The following is a 21,988-nucleotide window of genomic DNA, read 5'->3' as shown; positions in this document are numbered from 1 at the left end:
GGAGAAAGTAAACGATGACCCTAAAGGAACTCTACGTTAAAATGCATATCAAAATGCAAAATTGATCCTGACTTGGGGTTTTTTAGCCCCAGGGTTTTTTTTGTTTATCGCTTGGAAGCGGATAGGGTATCAAGCTAACCGTATATTCACTCGAAAACGTTAGGATGACGGTTTTTTGAACAGGATAGATTTAGAGGTATTTAAAAGATGAAACAGATTCCGATGACGGTACGTGGCGCAGATAAGCTGCGTGAAGAGCTGGATTATTTAAAAGGCGTTCGTCGCCCTAAAATTATTTCTGATATCGCTGATGCTCGTGAACACGGCGACTTGAAAGAAAATGCGGAATATCACGCAGCCCGTGAGCAACAAGGGTTCTGTGAAGGCCGAATTCAGGAAATAGAAGCCAAGCTTTCTAATGCTCAGGTGATTGATATCACTAAAATGCCCAACAATGGCCGTGTTATTTTTGGTGCCACTGTTCGTGTATTAAATGTGAACACTGAAGAAGAACAGAACTACCGCATTGTGGGTGATGATGAGGCTGATTTTAAACAAAATCTTATTTCGGTTAATTCGCCTATTGCTCGTGGCCTGATTGGTAAAGAAGTTGATGACGTTGTTGTTATCCATACGCCAGGCGGCGAAGTAGAATATGAAATTCTTAGCGTCGAATATGTGTAATACTGATCTGTATTGAACAGTAAATGCCCATTATTTATAAAAATGAAGTTGTAAAGAAAAGTAAAAGGCCGCAAGCGGCCTTTTATCAGAACAAAGTGCATGGCACCTTTCTCTAAAACAAGCGTCATTAACGCGGTAAAATAATTTTGCGTTCTTTCGCTGGGCGATAGAGTACTAAAATATTACCGATCATTTGGACGTTAACGGCACCGGTCTCACGTACAATAGCGTCAGCAATTAGGGCTTTGGTTTCACGCTCTTCAGCAGTGATCTTCACCTTAATAAGTTCATGATGTGCTAGCGTTTGTTCGATTTCAGCCAGCACCCCTTCGGTTAAGCCGTTATTGCCCAGCATGACTACTGGTTTTAACGGATGGGCCAAGCTTTTCAGGTGCTGTTTTTGTTTGTTATTCAGATTCATCGTCTTTTTTGCTTAAGTTGGGATTGAAAACGGTTCATTCTACCGCCATCTCATGTGTATCACCAAATCGGTCTACGCCGGTAAGGAGTTTACGCGAGCTGAGCAACAGATGCGCGGGCTCTTAATTAAGATAGTTGGAAAAAGAGATGTCTAATAAAAAGCGTTCGGCTAGCTCCAGTCGCTGGTTACAAGAACACTTTAGCGATAAATATGTAATTCAGGCACAGAAAAAGGGGCTACGCTCTCGTGCCTGGTTTAAACTTGATGAAATACAACAGAGCGATAAACTTTTTAAACAGGGTATGACAGTTGTTGACCTAGGTGCAGCCCCTGGTGGTTGGTCACAATATGCTGTAACCCAGATTGGCAGTAAAGGGCGAGTCATCGCCTGTGATCTTCTACCAATGGATCCTATCGTTGGTGTCGATTTCCTTCAGGGCGATTTTCGTGATGAACTGGTCCTGAAAGCTTTATTTGAGCGCGTTGGGGATAAAAAAGTTCAGGTGGTCATGTGTGATATGGCCCCGAATATGAGTGGTACTCCGGCAGTCGATATACCTAAATCAATGTATCTGGTTGAATTAGCTTTAGATATGTGTCGTGATGTACTCGCACCAGGTGGAAGTTTCCTGGTGAAGGTGTTCCAGGGAGATGGCTTTGATGAATACCTACGGGAAATTCGCTCCCTGTTTACGAAAGTTAAGATTCGTAAGCCAGACGCTTCTCGTGCGCGATCGCGTGAAGTGTACATTGTAGCGACAGGGCGGAAACTGTAGTACCCTAACGCTGTTTGTTAACACAGTTGTAATATGAGGTTAATCCCTTGAGTGACATGGCGAAAAACCTAATTCTCTGGTTAGTTATTGCAGTCGTCTTGATGTCTGTATTCCAGAGCTTTGGTCCCAGCGAATCGAATGGCCGTAGAGTGGATTACTCTACTTTCATGTCCGACGTAACCCAAGATCAGGTTCGTGAAGCACGTATCAATGGACGTGAAATTAACGTTAGTAAGAAAGATAACAGCAAATATACGACTTTTATTCCGGTCAATGATCCAAAGCTGCTAGATACCTTATTGACTAAAAATGTGAAAGTTGTTGGTGAGCCACCAGAAGAGCAGAGCTTACTGGCATCTATCTTTATATCTTGGTTCCCAATGTTGTTATTGATTGGGGTCTGGATCTTCTTTATGCGTCAAATGCAGGGCGGCGGTGGCAAAGGAGCAATGTCCTTTGGTAAAAGCAAAGCCCGAATGCTGACGGAAGATCAGATAAAAACCTCGTTTGCTGATGTTGCTGGTTGTGACGAAGCAAAAGAAGAGGTCAGTGAATTAGTTGACTACCTGCGTGAGCCAAGCCGTTTCCAGAAATTGGGCGGTAAGATCCCTAAAGGCGTGTTGATGGTAGGCCCTCCGGGGACGGGTAAAACCTTGCTAGCGAAAGCGATTGCAGGCGAAGCTAAAGTGCCATTCTTCACAATTTCTGGTTCTGACTTCGTAGAAATGTTCGTTGGTGTCGGTGCATCCCGTGTCCGTGACATGTTTGAACAGGCTAAAAAAGCTGCGCCTTGTATCATCTTTATTGATGAGATCGATGCAGTAGGCCGTCAACGTGGTGCAGGTCTGGGTGGTGGTCATGATGAACGTGAACAGACACTGAACCAGATGCTGGTTGAAATGGATGGCTTCGAAGGTAATGAAGGTATTATCGTTATTGCAGCAACTAACCGCCCAGACGTTCTGGATCCCGCGTTATTGCGTCCAGGCCGTTTTGACCGTCAGGTTGTGGTTGGTTTACCTGATGTTCGTGGTCGTGAACAGATTCTGAAAGTTCACATGCGCCGTGTGCCATTAGATATCGATATTGATGCTTCAGTAATCGCTCGTGGTACTCCAGGTTTCTCTGGTGCCGATTTGGCGAACCTGGTAAACGAAGCTGCATTGTTTGCCGCCCGCGGTAACAAACGCGTTGTTTCTATGGTTGAGTTCGAAAAAGCGAAAGACAAAATTATGATGGGCGCGGAACGTCGCTCCATGGTAATGACAGAAGCTCAGAAAGAATCTACGGCCTACCATGAAGCAGGGCATGCCATTATTGGTCGTTTAGTGCCAGAGCATGATCCAGTGCATAAAGTGACGATTATTCCTCGTGGCCGTGCTCTGGGTGTCACCTTCTTCTTGCCTGAAGGTGATGCTATCAGTGCTAGCCGCCAAAAATTGGAAAGCCAGATTTCTACCTTGTACGGTGGTCGTCTTGCCGAAGAGATCATTTACGGCCCAGAGAAAGTCTCTACCGGTGCCTCGAATGATATCAAAGTGGCAACGTCTATTGCGCGTAACATGGTAACGCAGTGGGGCTTCTCCGAAAAACTGGGGCCGTTGCTGTATGCTGAAGAAGAGGGCGAGATTTTCCTCGGCCGCTCTGTAGCGAAAGCCAAGCATATGTCTGATGAGACTGCGCGTATCATCGATCAGGAAGTTAAATTACTTGTTGAGCGTAACTATCAGCGCGCACGTAAATTGTTGTTGGAAAATATGGATGTTTTACATTCCATGAAAGACGCGTTGATGAAGTATGAAACTATTGATGCGCCACAGATTGATGACTTGATGAATCGCAAAGAAGTTCGTCCTCCAGCGGGTTGGGACAATGGGACCAAAAATAAATCATCTGACAATGACAATACACCAACGGCAACCATGCCAGCTGATGAACCGAATACTCCAACGTCGGGCAGCACAGTGTCAGAACAGCTGGGTGATAAGTAAATTAACTAGCTGTTGGCATCTAAAAGCGTTGTGACTAATATAACCCTAGGCTTGCCTAGGGTTTTTTATTGCTAAATTGAATAATTGAAGTGAACTGACACTTTTAAGGCGCGATAACATGCATCTAACTGCCAGAGGTCTGACGTTGGATCTTTCTCGTCCACAAGTCATGGGTATTCTGAATGTCACTCCAGACTCATTTTCAGATGGTGGGCGTCACAATAACCTTGATCAAGCATTGCAACATGCTCAACGGATGTTATCCGCAGGCGCTACGCTGATTGATATCGGTGGTGAATCAACGCGCCCTGGGGCTGCCGAAGTCAGTGAACAAGAAGAACTTGATCGAGTCGTGCCTGTGGTTGAGGCGTTGGCTCAGCGTTTTGATGTGTGGCTATCGGTAGACACGTCTAAAGCCGCTGTTATTACTGAATCTGCTCATGCAGGTGCCCATCTAATTAATGATGTCCGTTCGTTGCAGGAACCTGGTGCCCTTGAGGCGGCTGCAAAGACTGGTTTACCTGTGTGCCTGATGCATATGCAGGGGCAACCGAAAAATATGCAGCAGTCACCCTACTATGATGATTTAATGGCCGATATAAATCGGTTTTTCCAACATCATATTGAACGCTGTGTTGCGGCAGGTATCGCAAAACGTAAATTGTTACTCGACCCAGGCTTCGGTTTCGGTAAAAATCTGGTGCATAATTACCAGCTATTGGCGCATCTGTCAGAGCTCCAACATTTTGAGTTGCCATTATTAGTAGGGATGTCGAGAAAATCGATGGTAGGCCAGTTATTAAATGTACCACCACAACAGCGTGTCATCGGGAGTGTTGCTTGTGCGGTGATTGCAGCCATGCAAGGTGCGCAGATTATCAGAGTGCATGATGTCAAAGAAACTGTCGAGGCGATGTGTATCGTCGAGGCAACACGTTCAGCGAAGGGATAAAGATAAATTATGAGTAACCGTAAATACTTTGGTACAGATGGCATTCGCGGTAAAGTGGGTGAAAGTCCGATAACGCCGGATTTTGTATTGAAGCTTGGCTGGGCTGCCGGTAAGGTTCTGGCACGACATGGTTCTCGTAAAATTATCATCGGTAAAGATACTCGTATATCGGGTTATATGCTGGAGTCAGCACTTGAGGCGGGCCTGGCAGCCGCTGGGCTATCTGCGCTCTTTACTGGGCCGATGCCCACACCCGCTGTTGCTTATTTGACACGTACCTTCCGCGCTGAAGCGGGTATTGTAATTTCTGCCTCTCATAATCCTTTCTATGATAATGGTATTAAGTTCTTCTCCATTGATGGCACTAAATTGCCTGATGACGTGGAAGAGGCCATTGAAGCCGAGATGGAGAAACCTCTGACTTGTGTAGAATCCGCTGAGTTGGGAAAAGCTAACCGTATTGTTGATGCTGCTGGTCGTTACATTGAGTTCTGCAAAGGGACATTCCCAAGCGAACTTAGCCTGAATGAGCTGAAAATTGTGGTCGATTGCGCCAATGGTGCCACGTATCACATCGCACCAAGCGTATTACGTGAGTTGGGCGCGACAGTGATCACCATCGGCTGCGAACCTGATGGCATGAACATCAACGAAGAGTGTGGTGCTACAGATGTTCGTTTGCTGCAAGAACGAGTTCTTGCTGAAGGCGCTCACGTAGGCTTGGCATTCGATGGGGATGGCGATCGGCTGATGATGGTCGACCATTTGGGGAATAAAGTTGATGGCGACCAAATTCTGTACATTATTGCTCGGGAAGGCTTGCGCCAAGGTCAATTGAAAGGCGGTGCGGTTGGCACACTAATGAGTAACATGGGCCTTCAATTAGCACTGAAAGATCTGGGTATCCCATTTGTTCGTGCCAAAGTGGGCGATCGCTACGTCTTGGAAGCGATGCAAGAGAAAGGCTGGCGTATTGGTGCAGAAAATTCAGGCCATGTAATTTTATTGGATAAAACCACCACTGGTGATGGGATTGTGGCAGGCTTGCAAGTGCTCACCGCCATGGTTCGTAACCATATGAGTTTGCATGACCTGTGTAGTGGTATGAAGTTATTACCACAAATTTTGGTAAATGTGCGTTTCTCTGGTGAGCATAATCCACTGAAATCCGATAAAGTTGAAGAAGTGACCCGGCAGGTGGAAAAAGAGTTGGGTGGTCGTGGCCGGGTTCTATTACGTAAATCGGGTACTGAACCACTCATTCGGGTAATGGTTGAAGGTGATGCTGAAGAATCACTGATAGCCGAAATGGCAAACCGGATTGCTGATGCGGTAAAGGCAGCGGGCTAACCGTTTTTACAGGGGAAGAGGTCTTCTTCCCCAAGAAATTACGCTGAAGTTGAATAACTTGGCGTTTTTTTCTGCAAATGAACCTATGTGATGAAATTGCCCTTGCGTGAACTAGACGCTTTGGTTAGTATTCACACCCGCTTAAGTGGGTGAATAAGTCCCCCGCTGATGGGTGAGAAGCATTTGGCATGCGGTGAACCCGCAAGGATACAGGTACAACTATGTACGAAGCTCTTCTGGTATTTTTCTTGCTGATTTCGATTGGGCTTGTAGCTCTTATCATGTTACAGCAAGGTAAAGGCGCGGATATGGGAGCCTCATTCGGAGCAGGTGCGTCTGCAACCCTGTTCGGTTCGAATGGTTCCGGTAACTTTATGACCCGCATGACGGCTGTATTGGCGACGCTATTTTTCGTCATTAGCTTGATTTTGGGAAACATGAGCTCCAACCAGGGCCAAAAAAGCAGTGAGTGGGAAAATCTAGGTCAGCCAGTGAAAACTGAGCAGACTGCAACGCCGGTAGCACCAGCGAAACCGAGCAGCGATATCCCGCAATAATAATGTTTCTAAGCAGTGCAGTAAGCGTAAAGAAAAAGAGTTTTAAAATGGTTGTTGTTATTTGGACAGTAGAAACAACCAGTTGAATCAGTGCCGGGGTGGTGGAATTGGTAGACACGCTACCTTGAGGTGGTAGTGCCCGATTGGGCTTACGGGTTCAAGTCCCGTCCTCGGTACCAAATCAGATAGATAACTTGCTTTTTTATCGTTATCGACGTAGTATTTGCCACGTTTTCGGACGCGGGGTGGAGCAGCCTGGTAGCTCGTCGGGCTCATAACCCGAAGGTCGTCGGTTCAAATCCGGCCCCCGCAACCACTTTCCTAAAGTGTTTTTTTTCAAATGTTGTATTCGGTAGACCTCAGATACTTTCGATTTCAATTTGAAAAAAATACTTGCCAGAGAGTTGCACCGAAGCCGCTTTGCGGCAAACAGGGTCCAGTTGCATAAAGCCCCGAATTTCGGGGTTTTTTGTTATTTGACAGCAGAATCACTGGGCTATTAAGCCCTTTTTTTATGTCTTGGGGGTGGGCTTGTCCACATTAGAACAAAAGTTAACAGAGATAATTTCAGCACCGGTTGAAGCTTTAGGCTACGAATTAGTTGGCATCGAATTCATCCGGGGGCGCCAATCGACGCTACGAATTTATATTGATAGTGACGACGGGATCACTGTTGATGCTTGTGCTGATGTCAGCCACCAGGTCAGCGCAGTATTGGACGTAGAAGATCCGATTACGGTCGCTTACAACTTAGAAGTTTCCTCTCCTGGCCTTGATCGCCCAATGTTCACGGCTGAACATTATACTCGTTACCTCGGCGAAGAGGTCACTTTGGTTTTGCGGATGGCAATGCAGAATCGCCGTAAATGGCAGGGTATTATTAAAGCCGTTGATGGCGAAATGATCACGGTTACTGTGGATGGAAAAGATGAAGTGTTCGCGCTGAGCAACATCCAGAAAGCGAACCTGGTACCCCACTTTTAAAGTTTGGATGAGGCAACTAGGATGAACAAAGAGATTCTGGCTGTTGTAGAAGCAGTTTCCAATGAGAAATCCCTTCCGCGCGAGAAGATTTTTGAGGCGTTGGAAACCGCTCTAGCGACAGCAACCAAGAAAAAATACGAACAAGAGATTGAAGTCCGCGTCAGTATTGACCGTAAAACCGGTGATTTTGATACTTTCCGCCGTTGGGTCGCTGTTGACGAAGTGACTATGCCAACCCGTGAAATCACGTTGGATGCGGCTCAATTTGAAGATCCTTCTCTCCAATTGGGTGATTATGTCGAAGACCAGATTGAATCTGTGACTTTTGACCGCATTACCACCCAAACAGCCAAGCAAGTCATCGTACAAAAAGTACGTGAAGCTGAACGGGCGATGGTTGTTGAGCAGTTCCGTCAATATCTGGGGCAAATTGTCACTGGTATTGTTAAGAAAGTTAGCCGTGACAGTATTGCACTGGATCTGGGCCACAATGCGGAAGCTGTTATTGGTCGTGAAGATATGCTCCCGCGTGAAAATTTCCGCCCAGGTGACCGTATCCGTGGTGTTCTGTATGACGTACGTCCAGAAGCTCGTGGCGCACAGTTGTTTGTCAGCCGTTCACGTTCTGAAATGTTGGTCGAACTGTTCCGCATTGAAGTACCAGAAATTGGTGAAGAGCTGATCGAAATTAAAGCCGCTGCCCGTGATCCTGGCTCTCGTGCTAAAATTGCGGTCAAAACCAATGACAAGCGTATCGATCCGGTTGGTGCTTGCGTTGGTATGCGTGGTGCCCGTGTTCAGGCTGTGTCCAGTGAGCTTGGCGGCGAGCGCATTGATATTGTATTGTGGGATGATAATCCAGCCCAGTTTGTTATTAACGCTATGGCGCCAGCTGATGTTGCGTCTATTGTGGTTGATGAAGACAAACACACGATGGATGTTGCCGTTGAAGCCAGTAATTTGGCCCAGGCAATTGGTCGTAATGGCCAGAACGTACGTTTAGCCGCGCAGCTTAGTGGCTGGGAACTGAACGTAATGACGGCGGACGATCTTCAGGCGAAGCATCAGGCCGAGGCTCATGCCGCTATTGATACCTTCACTAAATATCTTGATATCGATGAAGACTTTGCCACCGTATTGGTAGAAGAAGGTTTCTCTTCTCTGGAAGAGTTGGCTTATGTGCCAATGAAAGAACTTCTGGAAATCGATGGTCTTGACGAAGATACGGTTGAAGCGCTGCGTGATCGCGCCAAAGCTGCATTGACCACGCTGGCCCTGGCACAAGAAGAAAGTTTTGGCGACCAGAAACCCGCTGATGACCTGTTGAATTTAGCGGGTCTGGAACGTAGCATGGCATTCAAATTGGCTGCGCGCGGTGTATGTACGCTGGAAGATCTTGCCGAGCAGGGTATCGACGATTTGGCAGATATTGAAGGGCTTAGCGATGAGCAAGCCGGTGAGCTGATTATGGCCGCACGTAATATCTGTTGGTTTGGCGATAATGCGTAATAAACTGTAGCAGGAAGGAACAGCATGACAGATGTAACCGTAAAATCGCTGGCAGCAGAGATTCAGACCCCGGTTGATCGCCTGGTACAGCAGTTTGCTGATGCAGGGATCAAGAAGTCTGACGTAGACTCAGTTACCCAGCAAGAAAAAGAAATACTGCTGGCACACTTAAACCGTGAACATGGTAGTGTGCCTAACAAACTCACGTTGCAACGCAAAACGCGTAGCACCTTGAATATTCCGAGCACCGGCGGGAAAAGTAAATCGGTGCAAATAGAGGTCCGCAAGAAACGCACTTATGTAAATACGCCGGAAGCTGAACAAGCGAAAGCGGAAGAACAGGCACAGCGTGAAGCGGAAGAGCAGGCACAACGTGAAGCGGAAGCCACAGCGCAGAAAATCGCTGAAGAAAAAGCTAAGCGTGAGGCCGAAGAACAAGCCAAACGTGAGGCCGCTGAAAAAGCTAAGCGGCAAGCAGCGGAAAAAGAAAAAGTGACGAATCAACAAACCGACGAAAAAACTAAGCCAGCTCAGACCGATAAAGCACGTCGTGAAGCTGAAGCTGCCGAGCTAAAACGCTCTGTAGAAGAAGAAACACGCCGTAAGGTCGAAGAAGACGCAAAACGCGTTGCTGAGGAAGCCCGTAAAATGGCAGCCGAAAATGAAGGCAAATGGCCTGAGCCAGTGGCTGAGCAGACTGAGTCTGCTGACTATCATGTCACCACCTCACAACATGCACGCGCCGCGGAAGATGAAAACGACGCCAAAGTTGAAGGTGATCGCCGCAGCCGTACTCGTGGCGGTAAAGCGACTAAACAGAAGAAAGGCAATAAACTCTCTGAGTCTAAAGCTGATCGCGAAGAAGCACGTGCTGTTGGCCGCAAAGGCAAACGTAAACCAAGCACATTACAGCAGAGCTTTAACAAGCCTGTTGTTGCGGTGAACCGTGATGTTGTGATTGGCGAGACAGTGACGGTTGCTGAATTAGCCAACAAAATGGCGGTTAAAGGTTCTCAGGTCATCAAAGCAATGATGAAACTGGGTGCAATGGCAACCATTAATCAGGTTATCGATCAGGAAACAGCACAGCTGGTTGCTGAAGAGATGGGTCACAAAGTTATCCTGCGTCGTGAGAACGAGCTGGAAGAAGCCCTGATGAGTGACCGTGATATTGGTGTTGAAGCTGCCGCTGAGCACCGCGCTCCGGTTGTGACCATCATGGGCCACGTTGACCACGGTAAAACGTCTTTACTGGATTACATCCGCTCCACGAAAGTGGCGTCAGGTGAGGCTGGTGGTATTACTCAGCACATCGGTGCTTATCACGTTGAAACTGAAAACGGCATGATCACCTTCCTGGACACCCCAGGACACGCAGCGTTTACATCAATGCGTGCTCGTGGTGCTCAGGCGACGGATATCGTGGTGCTGGTTGTTGCAGCGGACGATGGCGTGATGCCACAAACTATCGAAGCTATTCAGCATGCTAAAGCGGCGAAGGTGCCGGTTGTGGTTGCAGTGAATAAAATCGATAAACCAGAAGCTGATCCAGATCGCGTTAAAACGGAATTGTCTCAGTACGGTATCCAGCCTGAAGAGTGGGGCGGTGAGTCTCAGTTCATCAACGTATCAGCGAAAGCGGGTATCGGCATTGATGAATTATTGAACGCCATCCTTCTGCAAGCTGAAGTCCTGGAACTGAAAGCCGTGCGTACTGGTATGGCAAACGGTGTGGTTATCGAATCCTTCCTAGACAAAGGCCGTGGCCCTGTGGCAACTGTGCTGGTCCAACAAGGTACCTTGAACAAAGGCGATATCGTACTGTGTGGCTTTGAATATGGCCGTGTCCGTGCGATGCGTGATGAGTTAGGCCGCGATATTACTTCTGCGGGTCCGTCTATTCCGGTTGAGATTCTGGGCTTGTCCAGCGTCCCTGCTGCCGGTGACGAAGTGACTGTTGTTCGTGACGAGAAGAAAGCCCGTGAAGTTGCACTGTATCGTCAGGGCAAATTCCGTGAAGTTAAGCTGGCTCGTCAGCAGAAATCTAAGCTGGAGAACATGTTTGCTAACATGACCGAAGGTGAAGTTTCTGAACTGAACATTGTTATCAAGTCTGACGTACAGGGCTCCTGTGAAGCTATCTGCGACTCACTAGAAAAACTGTCTACTGATGAAGTGAAAGTCCGGATTGTTGGTTCAGGTGTTGGTGGTATCACCGAAACTGATGCAACACTGGCCGCTGCATCTGGCGCAATCATTCTTGGCTTTAACGTTCGTGCTGATGCTTCAGCGCGTCGTGTAGTGGAAACTGAAGGCTTGGATCTGCGTTACTATTCAGTAATTTATAGCCTGATCGACGAAGTGAAACAGGCAATGAGTGGCATGCTGGCACCTGAGTACAAACAGCAAATCATTGGTCTGGCTGAAGTTCGTGATGTCTTTAAATCACCGAAATTTGGCGCCATCGCGGGTTGTATGGTTACTGAAGGTATGATTAAACGTAACAATCCAATCCGTGTTCTGCGTGACAACGTGGTTATCTACGAAGGTGAGCTGGAATCCCTGCGCCGCTTCAAAGATGACGTTAGCGAAGTTCGTAACGGCATGGAATGTGGTATCGGCGTTAAGAACTACAATGATGTCCGTACCGGTGATGTGATCGAAGTCTTCGAAATTATCGAAATCAAACGTACCATTGCTTAAGCACTTCTGATTTGCAAATATCCATTTGGGGGGCTTTGGCCCCCCAAACTGTCTGGAGAATCCAAATGGCAAAAGAATTTAGTCGTTCTCAGCGTGTTTCGCAGGAAATGCAAAAAGAGATCGCACTCATCTTACAGCGCGAAATCAAAGATCCTCGTGTTGGTATGGCTACAGTGTCTGGCATCGAACTGTCCCGTGATTTAGCCTACGCTAAAGTATTTGTGACCTTCTTGAATGTGTTAACTGATAACGCAGATCCAGATACGGTTAAAAACGGCATTAAAGCTTTGCAAGATGCTTCAGGTTATATCCGCACTTTGCTGGGGAAAGCCATGCGTCTGCGTATCGTGCCAGAGCTGACCTTTGCCTATGATAACTCCCTGATTGAAGGGATGCGGATGTCTAACCTGGTGAGCAATGTCATCAAAAATGATGTAGAGCGTCAGGTTAATCCAGGTAGTGACGAGGAGAAGTAATGGGTCGTCCACGTCGTCGCGGCCGTGACATTAACGGCATTTTGCTATTGGATAAGCCGCTAGGCCTCTCTTCTAATGACGTTTTGCAAAAAGTAAAACGTCTCTTTAGCGCTAACCGTGCCGGTCACACTGGCGCTCTCGATCCGTTAGCAACAGGTATGCTGCCTATTTGTCTGGGTGAAGCGACTAAGTTTTCTCAATTCTTACTCGATTCAGATAAACGTTACCGGGTTGTTGCTCGGCTGGGGCAGCGCACGGATACCTCAGATGCGGAAGGTGCGTTAATCAGTGAGCGTGAGGTCAGTATCACTCAGGCTCAGATCGATACTGCACTGGAGAGTTTCCGCGGTGAAAGCCAGCAGATCCCTTCCATGTATTCTGCGTTGAAACATCAAGGTAAGCCTCTTTACGAATATGCCCGTCAGGGGATTGAAGTCGAACGTGAGGCTCGCAGCATTACGGTCTACGAGTTGCTTTTCATCCGTTGGGAAGGCAATGATCTGGAACTGGAAATTCACTGTTCGAAAGGAACGTACATTCGTACTATCATCGATGACTTGGGTGAATTACTGGGTTGCGGCGCACATGTAAGTTATCTGCGTCGCTTGCAGGTTGCGACTTACCCGAGCGAACGCATGGTAACCTTAGAGCAGTTAACGGCGATGGTTGAGGCTGCGCAGGCAGAGGAACGTTCGCCTAACTCTGAGCTGGATTCACTCTTATTGCCGATGGACAGTGCCGTTCTTAATTTCCCTGAAGTCAATCTGTTACCTTCAGTTGCTGCTTATGTAAAACAGGGGCAACCGGTGCATGTGTCTGGTGCTCCCAGTGAGGGAATGGTCCGAATCACTGAAGGTAAAGAGCGTAATTTCATTGGTATTGGCACTATCGCAGAAGATGGCCGCGTTGCCCCTAAACGTTTGGTTGTGGAAAGCGTGGAAGTAGAAAATCTGCCTGTTGAAAATAAAAAGTAGGCCACACGGCCTGCCTTGCGATCCCTCGATTCAAAGAGTAGAATAGTGCGGCTTACATATTGGGTTGCTGAATTAGAGATCGGCGCCTGTCTTAATTCATTTATATATTTGGAGTTGTATCATGTCTCTAAGTGTTGAAGCGAAAGCTAAAATTGTTGCTGACTTCGGTCGCGGTACTAATGACACCGGTTCAAGCGAAGTTCAGGTTGCTCTGTTGACTGCTCAAATTAACCATTTGCAAGGTCACTTCTCCGAGCACAAAAAAGATCACCATAGCCGTCGTGGTCTGTTGCGTATGGTATCCACGCGTCGTAAGCTGCTGGATTACCTGAAGCGTCAAGATGTAGCGCGTTACGCTTCCTTGATCGAACGTCTAGGTCTGCGTCGCTAAGTCTGCGAGTTTCAGGAGAAAGGGGCCAAGTTGGCCCCTTTTTTCTAAGAAGTAATGATAGAATACGTTAGTATATTGTTATTATTATATAAGATTTATAAATAGGATCTTCCAATGCAGAGGTTCGCGCGGCTAATGAGAGACTTTAACTTAATGAAAGTTAAGGATTGTCATTAGTCGCGAGGATGCAGTGTGAAGGTATCAGTAACAGGTGGATTCGATCGTCAATACGATCAGGCACCGCAAAGCATAAGGGTACAATTTTGCTGACTCCGATTATTCGTAAATTCCAGTATGGTCAACATACCGTAACTATCGAAACTGGTATGATGGCTCGCCAGGCCACTGCAGCCGTAATGGTAAGCATGGACGACACTGCAGTATTCGTGACTGTTGTTGGTCAAAAGAAAGCCAAACCAGGCCAGAGTTTTTTCCCTCTGACGGTTAACTATCAGGAGCGTACTTACGCTGCTGGCCGTATCCCAGGTAGCTTCTTCCGTCGTGAAGGCCGCCCAAGTGAAGGCGAAACACTGACTTCACGCCTGATTGACCGCCCAATTCGTCCACTGTTCCCAGACAGCTTCCTGAACGAAGTTCAGGTGATTGCAACCGTCGTTTCGGTTAACCCACAAATTAACCCAGACATCGTGGCACTGATTGGTGCATCTGCGGCACTGAGCTTGTCAGGCATTCCATTTAACGGCCCAATCGGTGCTGCTCGTGTTGGTTTTATCAACGACCAGTATGTGCTGAACCCAACCACTGACGAGTTAAAAGAGAGCCGTTTGGATCTGGTTGTTGCCGGTACTGCGGGTGCAGTACTGATGGTTGAGTCAGAAGCCGATATTCTGTCCGAAGATCAAATGTTGGGTGCGGTCGTCTTCGGCCACGAACAACAGCAAGTTGTGATTGAAAATATTAACGCTTTGGTTGCAGAAGCTGGCAAACCTAAGTGGGATTGGCAGGCTGAGCCCGTCAACGAAGCACTGCATGCGCGTGTTGCTGAACTGGCTGAAGCGCGTCTGGGCGATGCATACCGTATCACTGAAAAACAAGAACGTTATACTCAAGTTGATGCTATCAAAGCTGACGTGACCGAAGCGCTATTAGCGCAGGATGACACATTAGATGCAGCTGAAATTCAGGATATCCTGGCCAGCGTTGAGAAAGATGTTGTGCGTAGCCGTGTACTGCGTGGTGAGCCACGTATTGATGGTCGTGAAAAAGACATGATCCGTGGTTTGGATGTGCGTACTGGTATACTGCCACGTACTCATGGTTCAGCCTTGTTCACTCGTGGTGAAACTCAGGCTCTGGTTACCGCTACGCTGGGTACGGCACGTGACGCACAAAACATTGATGAGTTGATGGGTGAGCGCACGGATTCATTCCTGCTACACTACAACTTCCCTCCGTATTCTGTTGGTGAAACAGGTATGGTTGGCTCACCTAAGCGTCGTGAGATTGGCCATGGCCGTCTGGCGAAACGTGGTGTTCTGGCTGTGATGCCAAGTGCGAGCGAGTTCCCTTACACTATTCGTGTGGTTTCTGAAATCACCGAGTCTAATGGTTCTTCCTCAATGGCCTCTGTTTGTGGTGCTTCTCTGGCCCTGATGGATGCGGGCGTGCCAATTAAAGCCGCTGTTGCTGGTATTGCAATGGGCCTGGTGAAAGAGGGTGATAACTTTGTCGTTCTGTCTGACATTCTGGGTGACGAAGATCACTTGGGCGACATGGACTTTAAAGTAGCCGGTAGCCGTGACGGTGTGACTGCACTGCAAATGGACATTAAAATTGAAGGTATTACCCGCGAAATCATGCAGGTAGCTCTGAATCAAGCTAAAGGTGCGCGTCTGCACATTTTGGGCGTGATGGAACAGGCTATCAGCACACCACGTGGCGATATCTCTGAGTTTGCTCCACGCATCTACACCATGAAGATCAACCCTGAGAAAATCAAGGATGTGATCGGTAAAGGTGGTTCGGTGATCCGTGCGCTGACTGATGAAACTGGCACCACGATTGAAATCGAAGATGATGGTACCATTAAGATTGCAGCAACTGATGGCGATAAAGCAAAACACGCTATCCGTCGTATCGAAGAGATTACAGCTGAAATCGAAGTGGGTCGTGTTTATGCGGGTAAAGTAACTCGTATCGTTGATTTCGGTGCATTTGTTGCTATCGGTGGTGGTAAAGAAGGTCTGGTACATATTTCTCAAATCGCTGATAAGCGTGTAGAGAAAGTGACAGACTACCTGCAGATGGGCCAAGATGTGCCAGTTAAAGTAATGGAAGTTGATCGCCAGGGCCGTATCCGCCTGAGCATCAAAGAAGCCACTACTCCTGACGCAGAAGCATCAGCACCAGAAGCAGCAGAGTAATTAAGTCATTCCACAGCTCCTTACTCATCGGTAAGGGGCTGTGTTATCTCAGGGGCGGGATGCTCTTGTGTTAAACAAATGGATGAAAGGATGTTTGTCCAATGTTTGTCTTCGGGAGTAGGAAATGAAGCCTTTCTTGCGCTGGTGTTACGTTGCGACAGCACTCATGCTGGCAGGATGCAGCAACCATGATTGGCGTAAAGACGAGGTTTTGGCAATTCCGTTGCAACCAACGTTACAACAGGAAGTGATTCTGGCACGCATGGAACAAATCCTTGCAAGTCGGGCACTTACGGATGATGAGCGCGCACAGCTTTTATATGAGCGCGGAGTGCTGTATGATAGCCTCGGGCTACGGGCACTAGCGCGAAATGATTTTTCGCAAGCGTTAGCTATTCGTCCTGATATGCCAGAGGTTTTTAACTATCTTGGCATATATTTAACGCAGGCAGGCAATTTTGATGCTGCCTATGAAGCGTTTGATTCTGTACTAGAGCTTGATCCAACTTACAATTACGCGCGTTTAAACCGGGGTATCGCCTTGTATTATGGCGGTCGACTTCCGTTGGCGCAGGATGATCTGCAGGCGTTTTATCAAGACGATCCAAATGATCCCTTCCGTTCATTATGGCTGTATCTGGTGGAAAGAGAAATCGATCCTAAAGCAGCTGTAGTAGCGTTACAGCAACGCTATGAAAAATCGGACAGAGGGCAATGGGGATGGAATATTGTCGAATTCTACCTGGGCAAGATCAGCGAAAAATCGCTGATGGAAAGGCTCAAGGCAGATGCAACGGATAACACTTCGCTCGCTGAGCATCTCAGTGAAACTGACTTCTATTTAGGTAAACATTACCTAAGTCTGGGGGACAAGAACACCGCTTCGGTGCTGTTCAAACTGACGGTAGCTAACAACGTTCATAACTTTGTTGAGCACCGCTATGCATTGTTGGAATTGGCACTTTTGGGCCAAGAACAAGACGACCTATCGGAATCGGACCAGCAATAGCTGACGAACAACTATCAGCCTGATATACCTTGGTTTTTACCAAAGTTAATCACCCTAACAGGTGATGGCCTTTTTGTTCGTTTTATAATCTAATTTGAGCCGGTTCACACTTTTCAATGAAAATGACTGAAAATTTTCTCGACGAGTTATGTAGACTGGCTGCCATTATTAATGAGGCACGTGTACATGACTACTGAGCTTGAAACCTCTTTTGCTGATCTGGGGCTGTCCGCTCCAATTCTTTCCGCTCTGACTGATCTTGGTTATGAAAAACCATCTCCTATCCAGTTGGAATGTATTCCACACCTGTTAAACGGCCGTGATGTTCTCGGTATGGCGCAAACAGGCAGTGGCAAAACAGCCGCGTTTGGTCTGCCGCTGTTACACAATATTAAAGCTGATCTGAAGTCGCCACAGGTTCTGGTGTTGGCACCAACCCGTGAATTGGCTGTTCAGGTTGCTGAAGCGCTGTCCAGTTTCTCTAAACACATTAATGGCGTCAACGTGGTGGCCCTGTACGGCGGTCAGCGTTATGACGTTCAATTACGCGCTTTGCGCCAGGGGCCACAAGTTGTTGTTGGTACCCCAGGTCGTCTGTTAGACCACCTGAAACGCGGTACCCTTAACCTGTCCAACCTGAGCGGTTTAGTGTTGGATGAAGCAGATGAAATGCTGCGCATGGGCTTTATCGAAGACGTTGAAACGATTATGGCGCAGATCCCGGCTGAACATCAGACCGCGTTGTTCTCTGCAACCATGCCAGAAGCGATTCGTCGTATTACGCGTCGCTTCATGAAAGAGCCACAGGAAGTCCGCATTCAATCTAGCGTAACGACCCGTCCTGACATTAGCCAGAGCTACTGGAGAGTGGGCGGCGGTTACCGTAAAAATGAAGCGCTGGTACGTTTCCTGGAAGCTGAAGATTTCGATGCTGCTATTATTTTCGTACGTACCAAAAACGCGACGTTGGAAGTAGCAGAAGCCCTTGAGCGTAGCGGTTATAACAGCGCTGCACTGAATGGTGATATGAACCAGGCACTGCGTGAGCAGACGCTGGAGCGTTTGAAAGATGGCCGTCTGGATATTCTGATTGCAACTGACGTAGCTGCCCGTGGCTTGGATGTTGAGCGTATCAGCTTGGTCGTAAACTATGATATCCCTATGGATTCAGAGTCTTATGTTCACCGTATCGGCCGTACTGGTCGTGCAGGTCGTGCAGGTCGCGCGTTGCTGTTCGTTGAGAACCGTGAACGTCGCCTGTTGCAGAACATCGAACGTACCATGAAGCTGACGATCCCTGAAGTTGAGTTGCCAAATGCAGATTTACTGAGCGAACGTCGTTTAGCTAAATTCGCCGCTAAGGTCAGCCAACAGCTGGAAAGTAGTGATTTGGATATGTACCGCGCATTGCTGGCTAAGTTGCAACCGGAAGAAGAGTTTGATATCGAGACTCTGGCTGCTGCACTGCTGAAAATGGCGCAGGGCGAACGTCCTCTGATCCTGCCACCAGAAGCACCTCGTCGTCCGCAGCGTGAATTCAATTCACGTGATGACCGTGGTAACGATCGTGGTAGCCGTGATCGTGGTGACAGCCGTCGCGATAACCGCTCTGACAGTCGTTCTGCTGATAGCCGTGATGGTGGTGAGCGCCCTGCTCGTCGTGAACGTCGTGATGTTGGCGAGATGGAACTGTACCGCATTGAAGTGGGCCGCGATGATGGTGTTGAAGTTCGTCATATTGTTGGCGCTATCGCTAATGAAGGTGATATCAGCAGCCGTTATATCGGTAATATCAAGTTGTTTGCTTCTCATTCAACGATTGAGCTGCCAAAAGGCATGCCGGGCGAAATGTTATCTCACTTCACCCGTACCCGTATCCTGAACAAGCCGCTGAACATGCAGCTGTTGGGTGATGCACAGCCGCATGAACGCCGTGAGCGTCCAGCGGGTGGTAACGGTGGTGAGCGTCGTGGCGGTGGTCGTCCATTCAGTGGCGAACGTCGTGAAGGCGCAGGTGCACCTCCTCGTCGTTCATTCAGCGGTGATCGTGCTCCTGCGGGTGGCGGTGAGCGTCGTGGTAACCGCGATGGTCAGCGTCCTGCGGCTCCACGTCGTGATGATGCTGCCGCACCTGCCGCTGCTGCACCAGCCCGTCGTCGCTTCGGTGATGCATAAGTTCGCTTAGTCATCTCTGATGATTAAACGTAAAAACCAGCCTTCGGGCTGGTTTTTTTATGGTTGCAATTTGTGTCTGCCTGCGATATTACAGGCGCGGGGTATGCATCAAATCTTGCTGTAAGCTGGCAACGGTTTCAAAGGAATACAGCCGTGCTTGATGATCAAAAATTTGGCCATTAATCATCAATTCGTCAGCCTGTGTTTCCCGTAATAGTGACTGAAGCCCATGGCGTACTTTACTTTTATCACCGACGATGGATAAGCGCAGCGCCTGATCAACACCAAACTGTTCCGCTGGCGAGCAAATTGCCTCCATATTATCCACCGGTGGCGGTAACTGACCCGGTGTCCCTCGGCGCAGGCTTACAAATTGTTGCTGCATCGAGGTAAACAGGAAGCGTGCATCGCGCTCGCTATCTGCCGCGACCACGTTTACGCAGACAATGGCATAGGGTTTTGGCCATTGAGCGGATGGTTTAAAGTTCTCACGGTATAGCGAGAGTGCCTGCAACAACATATCCGGGGCGAAATGTGAGGCAAAGGCAAACGGCAGGCCCATAGCGGCGGCCAGTTGTGCGCTATACAGACTGGAGCCTAGCAGCCACAGCGGAACATGCAGCCCCTGACCTGGAACTGCTTGTACTGCTTGCCCCGGCTGTACCTCGGCAAAGTAATTCTGCAGTTCATGCACATCGGCTGGGAAGTTATCCACCTCACCAGAGAGATGACGACGTAACGCCATCATGGTGCGTTGATCGCTACCGGGTGCACGGCCCAAACCGAGATCGATACGGTCAGGATAGAGCGACGCGAGAGTACCGAACTGCTCAGCAATCACCAGCGGTGAATGGTTCGGCAGCATGACACCACCAGAGCCGACGCGGATCTTATTCGTGCCACCTGCAATATAGCCGATCAGCACCGAAGTCGCCGCGCTGGCGATACCGGTCATATTGTGGTGTTCAGCGAGCCAGTAGCGCTGATATCCCCATTTTTCAGCATGTTGTGCTAAATCCAGTGAAGCATGAAATGCATCCCGTGCTGTTTTACCCTGTGCTATCGGGGATAAATCGAGCACAGAAAGGGGGACAGTATTTTTATCGACTACAGAACTGGTGTTATCAATCATAGAATCGTCCATCTTAACCTTATATCGAGTCGCTTGAAGGGCGAACGCATTATCTTCTTGTTGGTACTTGAAGTTGTAGGTTAGTACTTGAAAATACAGGATTATTATCTGCGCACACTTACCCGAATCACTTACTTATGTAAACTTATCGGGATTATCTCGCTTGCCGCCTTCCTGTAACCCGCATTATTTAGGGTATATAGCCGCATTAATTGACTCACCAAAAATGACGTAAAACATGAGGCTATTACTCTGGCAGCATAATCTAAATAACCGTTGCTGAAGGGGGAATAAATGCGGCGATTAAAAGACGAGTGAGCCTACGAAGAAGAAAAGGTTATTTCCCCTGTTGTTTGTGGCGTTCATTCTTGTCACTTGTGATCAATCCTCTTCACCTTCAGTGACATTTTCGCTAAACCGGAGGATCTCAACCAATGTGATTACGTTGTATAAAGTTTTAGATGGTGGGGTATCTGACTCAGCCAAAGGGTAGACATTTTTTCGCGGGCACATCTTTAGTCTATCGGGTACATCTTTGGTCTATAAAGTGCCGCTGTGATTAAGAGTTAATAAGTATGAATAACAGGGAGGTCAGTGATGATCTCCCTGTTATTGCTTTATAAGGCAAGGCCGTTTACGACACCAGTTCTAACCCGGCAACACGATGCCAGTAGCCGTTACAATCTGCTTTATTGGCTACAGGTAGCGGTGACAGACCCTGTTCGTTAGCACGGAATTGATCGATAACGCTAAGGGTCTCAGGGCCTTGTGGCGAAAGACGGATGATATCCACCAACCCCTGCATTGAGATCAGATCATTGCCGAGGTTATAGCAGTAGCCACTTTGGGTCTGAATACCGTTTAGGATGAAGACCTGTTGGTCTTCTTGTGACATCACCTTGCGCCCTTGTGGATATTTAATGCAGCAGGTTTCGCACTCATCTTTGGCGCGGTCTTCTGAGCGAGCGGTAAAGCAACGGGCGGAATACGCCAGAGGCAGATGACCGTAACTCAGAACTTCAACTTCAAATTGATGACGAAATCCTAATTCGTCGCACTGTTGCAGTACATTTCTCAACCAGTCACGGGACAGCTCAACTGGCATACACCAACGTATCATGCCCTGACGGTGTAAAATGCGCAGGGTATAGGCGTTGTAGCAATTCAGTGCGTGGCCAGCGACAAACGGTAGTCCGCGCTCGGCGGCCATATTCACCGCACCGAGGTCATTGGCTTCCAGTAAAAACTCGCCATTCTCCACATAACGTTTCAGTTCATTCAATTCGGACGGTGCCTGTAACAGCGCCAGCGTAGAAATCACCACTTGTTTGCCGCTGCTTGCGACGGCTTTGGCTAATGCCAACCAGTCACCGACCTTCATTTCACGGCGCTTAGTACAGACATTTTCGCCCAGATAAATAATATCGGCACTGCTGTTGGCGGCCGCTTGATAAAAGGTTTCAATCTCAGTCTTTGGCCAGTAATAGAGTACTGCGCCTAAGGCGTACTTCATATTTCCT

At 48.1% G+C, this 21,988-nt stretch carries 19 protein-coding genes and 2 tRNA genes; 18 read left to right on the top strand and 3 right to left on the bottom strand.

The genetic code is table 11. From position 1 onward, the window contains the following. The first annotated feature begins 207 nt into the window (after positions 1-207). Complete coding sequence (gene greA, locus AC971_RS15860; RefSeq protein WP_025382410.1) at positions 208-684, top strand: transcription elongation factor GreA; 477 nt, start codon at positions 208-210, stop codon at positions 682-684. A 127-nt stretch (positions 685-811) separates the two neighbouring features. Here greA and yhbY read toward each other — a convergent pair whose 3' ends face one another. After that, positions 812-1,105, bottom strand: a complete 294-nt coding sequence (yhbY, locus tag AC971_RS15855; RefSeq protein ID WP_002210185.1) for a ribosome assembly RNA-binding protein YhbY — start codon at positions 1,103-1,105, stop codon at positions 812-814. A 146-nt stretch (positions 1,106-1,251) separates the two neighbouring features. Here yhbY and rlmE point away from each other — a divergent pair, with 146 nt between their 5' ends. The 17 genes from rlmE to AC971_RS15775 all read left to right on the top strand — a co-directional run bounded on the left by rlmE (position 1,252) and on the right by AC971_RS15775 (position 19,336). Then, positions 1,252-1,881, top strand: coding sequence for a 23S rRNA (uridine(2552)-2'-O)-methyltransferase RlmE (rlmE, locus tag AC971_RS15850; RefSeq protein WP_025382411.1), 630 nt, complete (start codon positions 1,252-1,254; stop codon positions 1,879-1,881). A gap of 56 nt (positions 1,882-1,937) precedes the next feature. After that, the gene (gene ftsH / locus AC971_RS15845; RefSeq protein WP_038402110.1) at positions 1,938-3,872 is read left to right on the top strand and encodes an ATP-dependent zinc metalloprotease FtsH; all 1,935 of its coding nucleotides are present in this window, start codon (positions 1,938-1,940) and stop codon (positions 3,870-3,872) included. A 118-nt stretch (positions 3,873-3,990) separates the two neighbouring features. Then, on the top strand, positions 3,991-4,824 hold the full coding sequence (folP, locus tag AC971_RS15840) for a dihydropteroate synthase (RefSeq protein WP_025382413.1): 834 nt from the start codon (positions 3,991-3,993) through the stop codon (positions 4,822-4,824). 9 nt (positions 4,825-4,833) lie between these two features. Beyond that, positions 4,834-6,174: a phosphoglucosamine mutase gene (gene glmM, locus AC971_RS15835; RefSeq protein ID WP_025382414.1), complete on the top strand. Its 1,341-nt coding sequence runs from the start codon at positions 4,834-4,836 to the stop codon at positions 6,172-6,174. A gap of 221 nt (positions 6,175-6,395) precedes the next feature. Then, positions 6,396-6,731 carry a preprotein translocase subunit SecG gene (gene secG / locus AC971_RS15830; protein WP_025382415.1) on the top strand — a complete coding sequence of 112 codons (336 nt, stop codon included), beginning with the start codon at positions 6,396-6,398 and terminating at the stop codon, positions 6,729-6,731. 92 nt (positions 6,732-6,823) lie between these two features. Next, positions 6,824-6,910, top strand: a tRNA-Leu gene (locus AC971_RS15825). A gap of 60 nt (positions 6,911-6,970) precedes the next feature. Next, positions 6,971-7,047 (top strand) — tRNA-Met (locus AC971_RS15820). 215 nt (positions 7,048-7,262) lie between these two features. Next, a complete protein-coding gene (gene rimP, locus AC971_RS15815) occupies positions 7,263-7,715 on the top strand; it encodes a ribosome maturation factor RimP (protein ID WP_002222054.1) in 453 nt (150 codons plus the stop codon). 21 nt (positions 7,716-7,736) lie between these two features. Beyond that, the gene (nusA, locus tag AC971_RS15810; protein ID WP_002209253.1) at positions 7,737-9,224 is read left to right on the top strand and encodes a transcription termination factor NusA; all 1,488 of its coding nucleotides are present in this window, start codon (positions 7,737-7,739) and stop codon (positions 9,222-9,224) included. A gap of 24 nt (positions 9,225-9,248) precedes the next feature. Continuing rightward, the gene (gene infB, locus AC971_RS15805; RefSeq protein WP_025382416.1) at positions 9,249-11,927 is read left to right on the top strand and encodes a translation initiation factor IF-2; all 2,679 of its coding nucleotides are present in this window, start codon (positions 9,249-9,251) and stop codon (positions 11,925-11,927) included. Positions 11,928-11,992: 65 nt separating this feature from the next. After that, positions 11,993-12,403, top strand: coding sequence for a 30S ribosome-binding factor RbfA (gene rbfA / locus AC971_RS15800; protein WP_002209255.1), 411 nt, complete (start codon positions 11,993-11,995; stop codon positions 12,401-12,403). Further along, on the top strand, positions 12,403-13,377 hold the full coding sequence (gene truB, locus AC971_RS15795) for a tRNA pseudouridine(55) synthase TruB (protein WP_025382417.1): 975 nt from the start codon (positions 12,403-12,405) through the stop codon (positions 13,375-13,377). Before rbfA ends, truB begins: the two co-directional genes overlap by 1 nt. A gap of 121 nt (positions 13,378-13,498) precedes the next feature. Then, on the top strand, positions 13,499-13,768 hold the full coding sequence (rpsO, locus tag AC971_RS15790) for a 30S ribosomal protein S15 (RefSeq protein ID WP_002209257.1): 270 nt from the start codon (positions 13,499-13,501) through the stop codon (positions 13,766-13,768). Positions 13,769-14,031: 263 nt separating this feature from the next. Further along, positions 14,032-16,152: a polyribonucleotide nucleotidyltransferase gene (gene pnp, locus AC971_RS15785; RefSeq protein WP_025382418.1), complete on the top strand. Its 2,121-nt coding sequence runs from the start codon at positions 14,032-14,034 to the stop codon at positions 16,150-16,152. Between the two features lie 124 nt (positions 16,153-16,276). Further along, positions 16,277-17,161: a lipoprotein NlpI gene (nlpI, locus tag AC971_RS15780; protein WP_025382419.1), complete on the top strand. Its 885-nt coding sequence runs from the start codon at positions 16,277-16,279 to the stop codon at positions 17,159-17,161. A 116-nt stretch (positions 17,162-17,277) separates the two neighbouring features. Then, entirely contained in the window at positions 17,278-17,358 is an 81-nt protein-coding gene (gene yrbN / locus AC971_RS25795; RefSeq protein ID WP_096335046.1) for a protein YrbN, read from the top strand. Further along, a complete protein-coding gene (locus AC971_RS15775) occupies positions 17,348-19,336 on the top strand; it encodes a DEAD/DEAH family ATP-dependent RNA helicase (RefSeq protein WP_025382420.1) in 1,989 nt (662 codons plus the stop codon). Before yrbN ends, AC971_RS15775 begins: the two co-directional genes overlap by 11 nt. Positions 19,337-19,424: 88 nt before the next feature. On the opposite strand, the gene AC971_RS15770 is transcribed toward AC971_RS15775, so the two are convergent. Next, positions 19,425-20,480, bottom strand: coding sequence for a luciferase-like monooxygenase (locus tag AC971_RS15770; protein WP_025382421.1), 1,056 nt, complete (start codon positions 20,478-20,480; stop codon positions 19,425-19,427). A gap of 622 nt (positions 20,481-21,102) precedes the next feature. After that, on the bottom strand, positions 21,103-21,981 hold the full coding sequence (locus AC971_RS15765) for a U32 family peptidase (RefSeq protein WP_025382422.1): 879 nt from the start codon (positions 21,979-21,981) through the stop codon (positions 21,103-21,105). Positions 21,982-21,988 lie beyond the last annotated feature (7 nt).

Source organism: Yersinia similis, assembly GCF_001053095.1.
In the GTDB taxonomy this organism is placed as follows: domain Bacteria; phylum Pseudomonadota; class Gammaproteobacteria; order Enterobacterales; family Enterobacteriaceae; genus Yersinia; species Yersinia similis.
The sequence above is the reverse complement of the archived record's forward strand: the minus strand, read 5'-3'. Positions and strand labels throughout refer to the sequence as shown.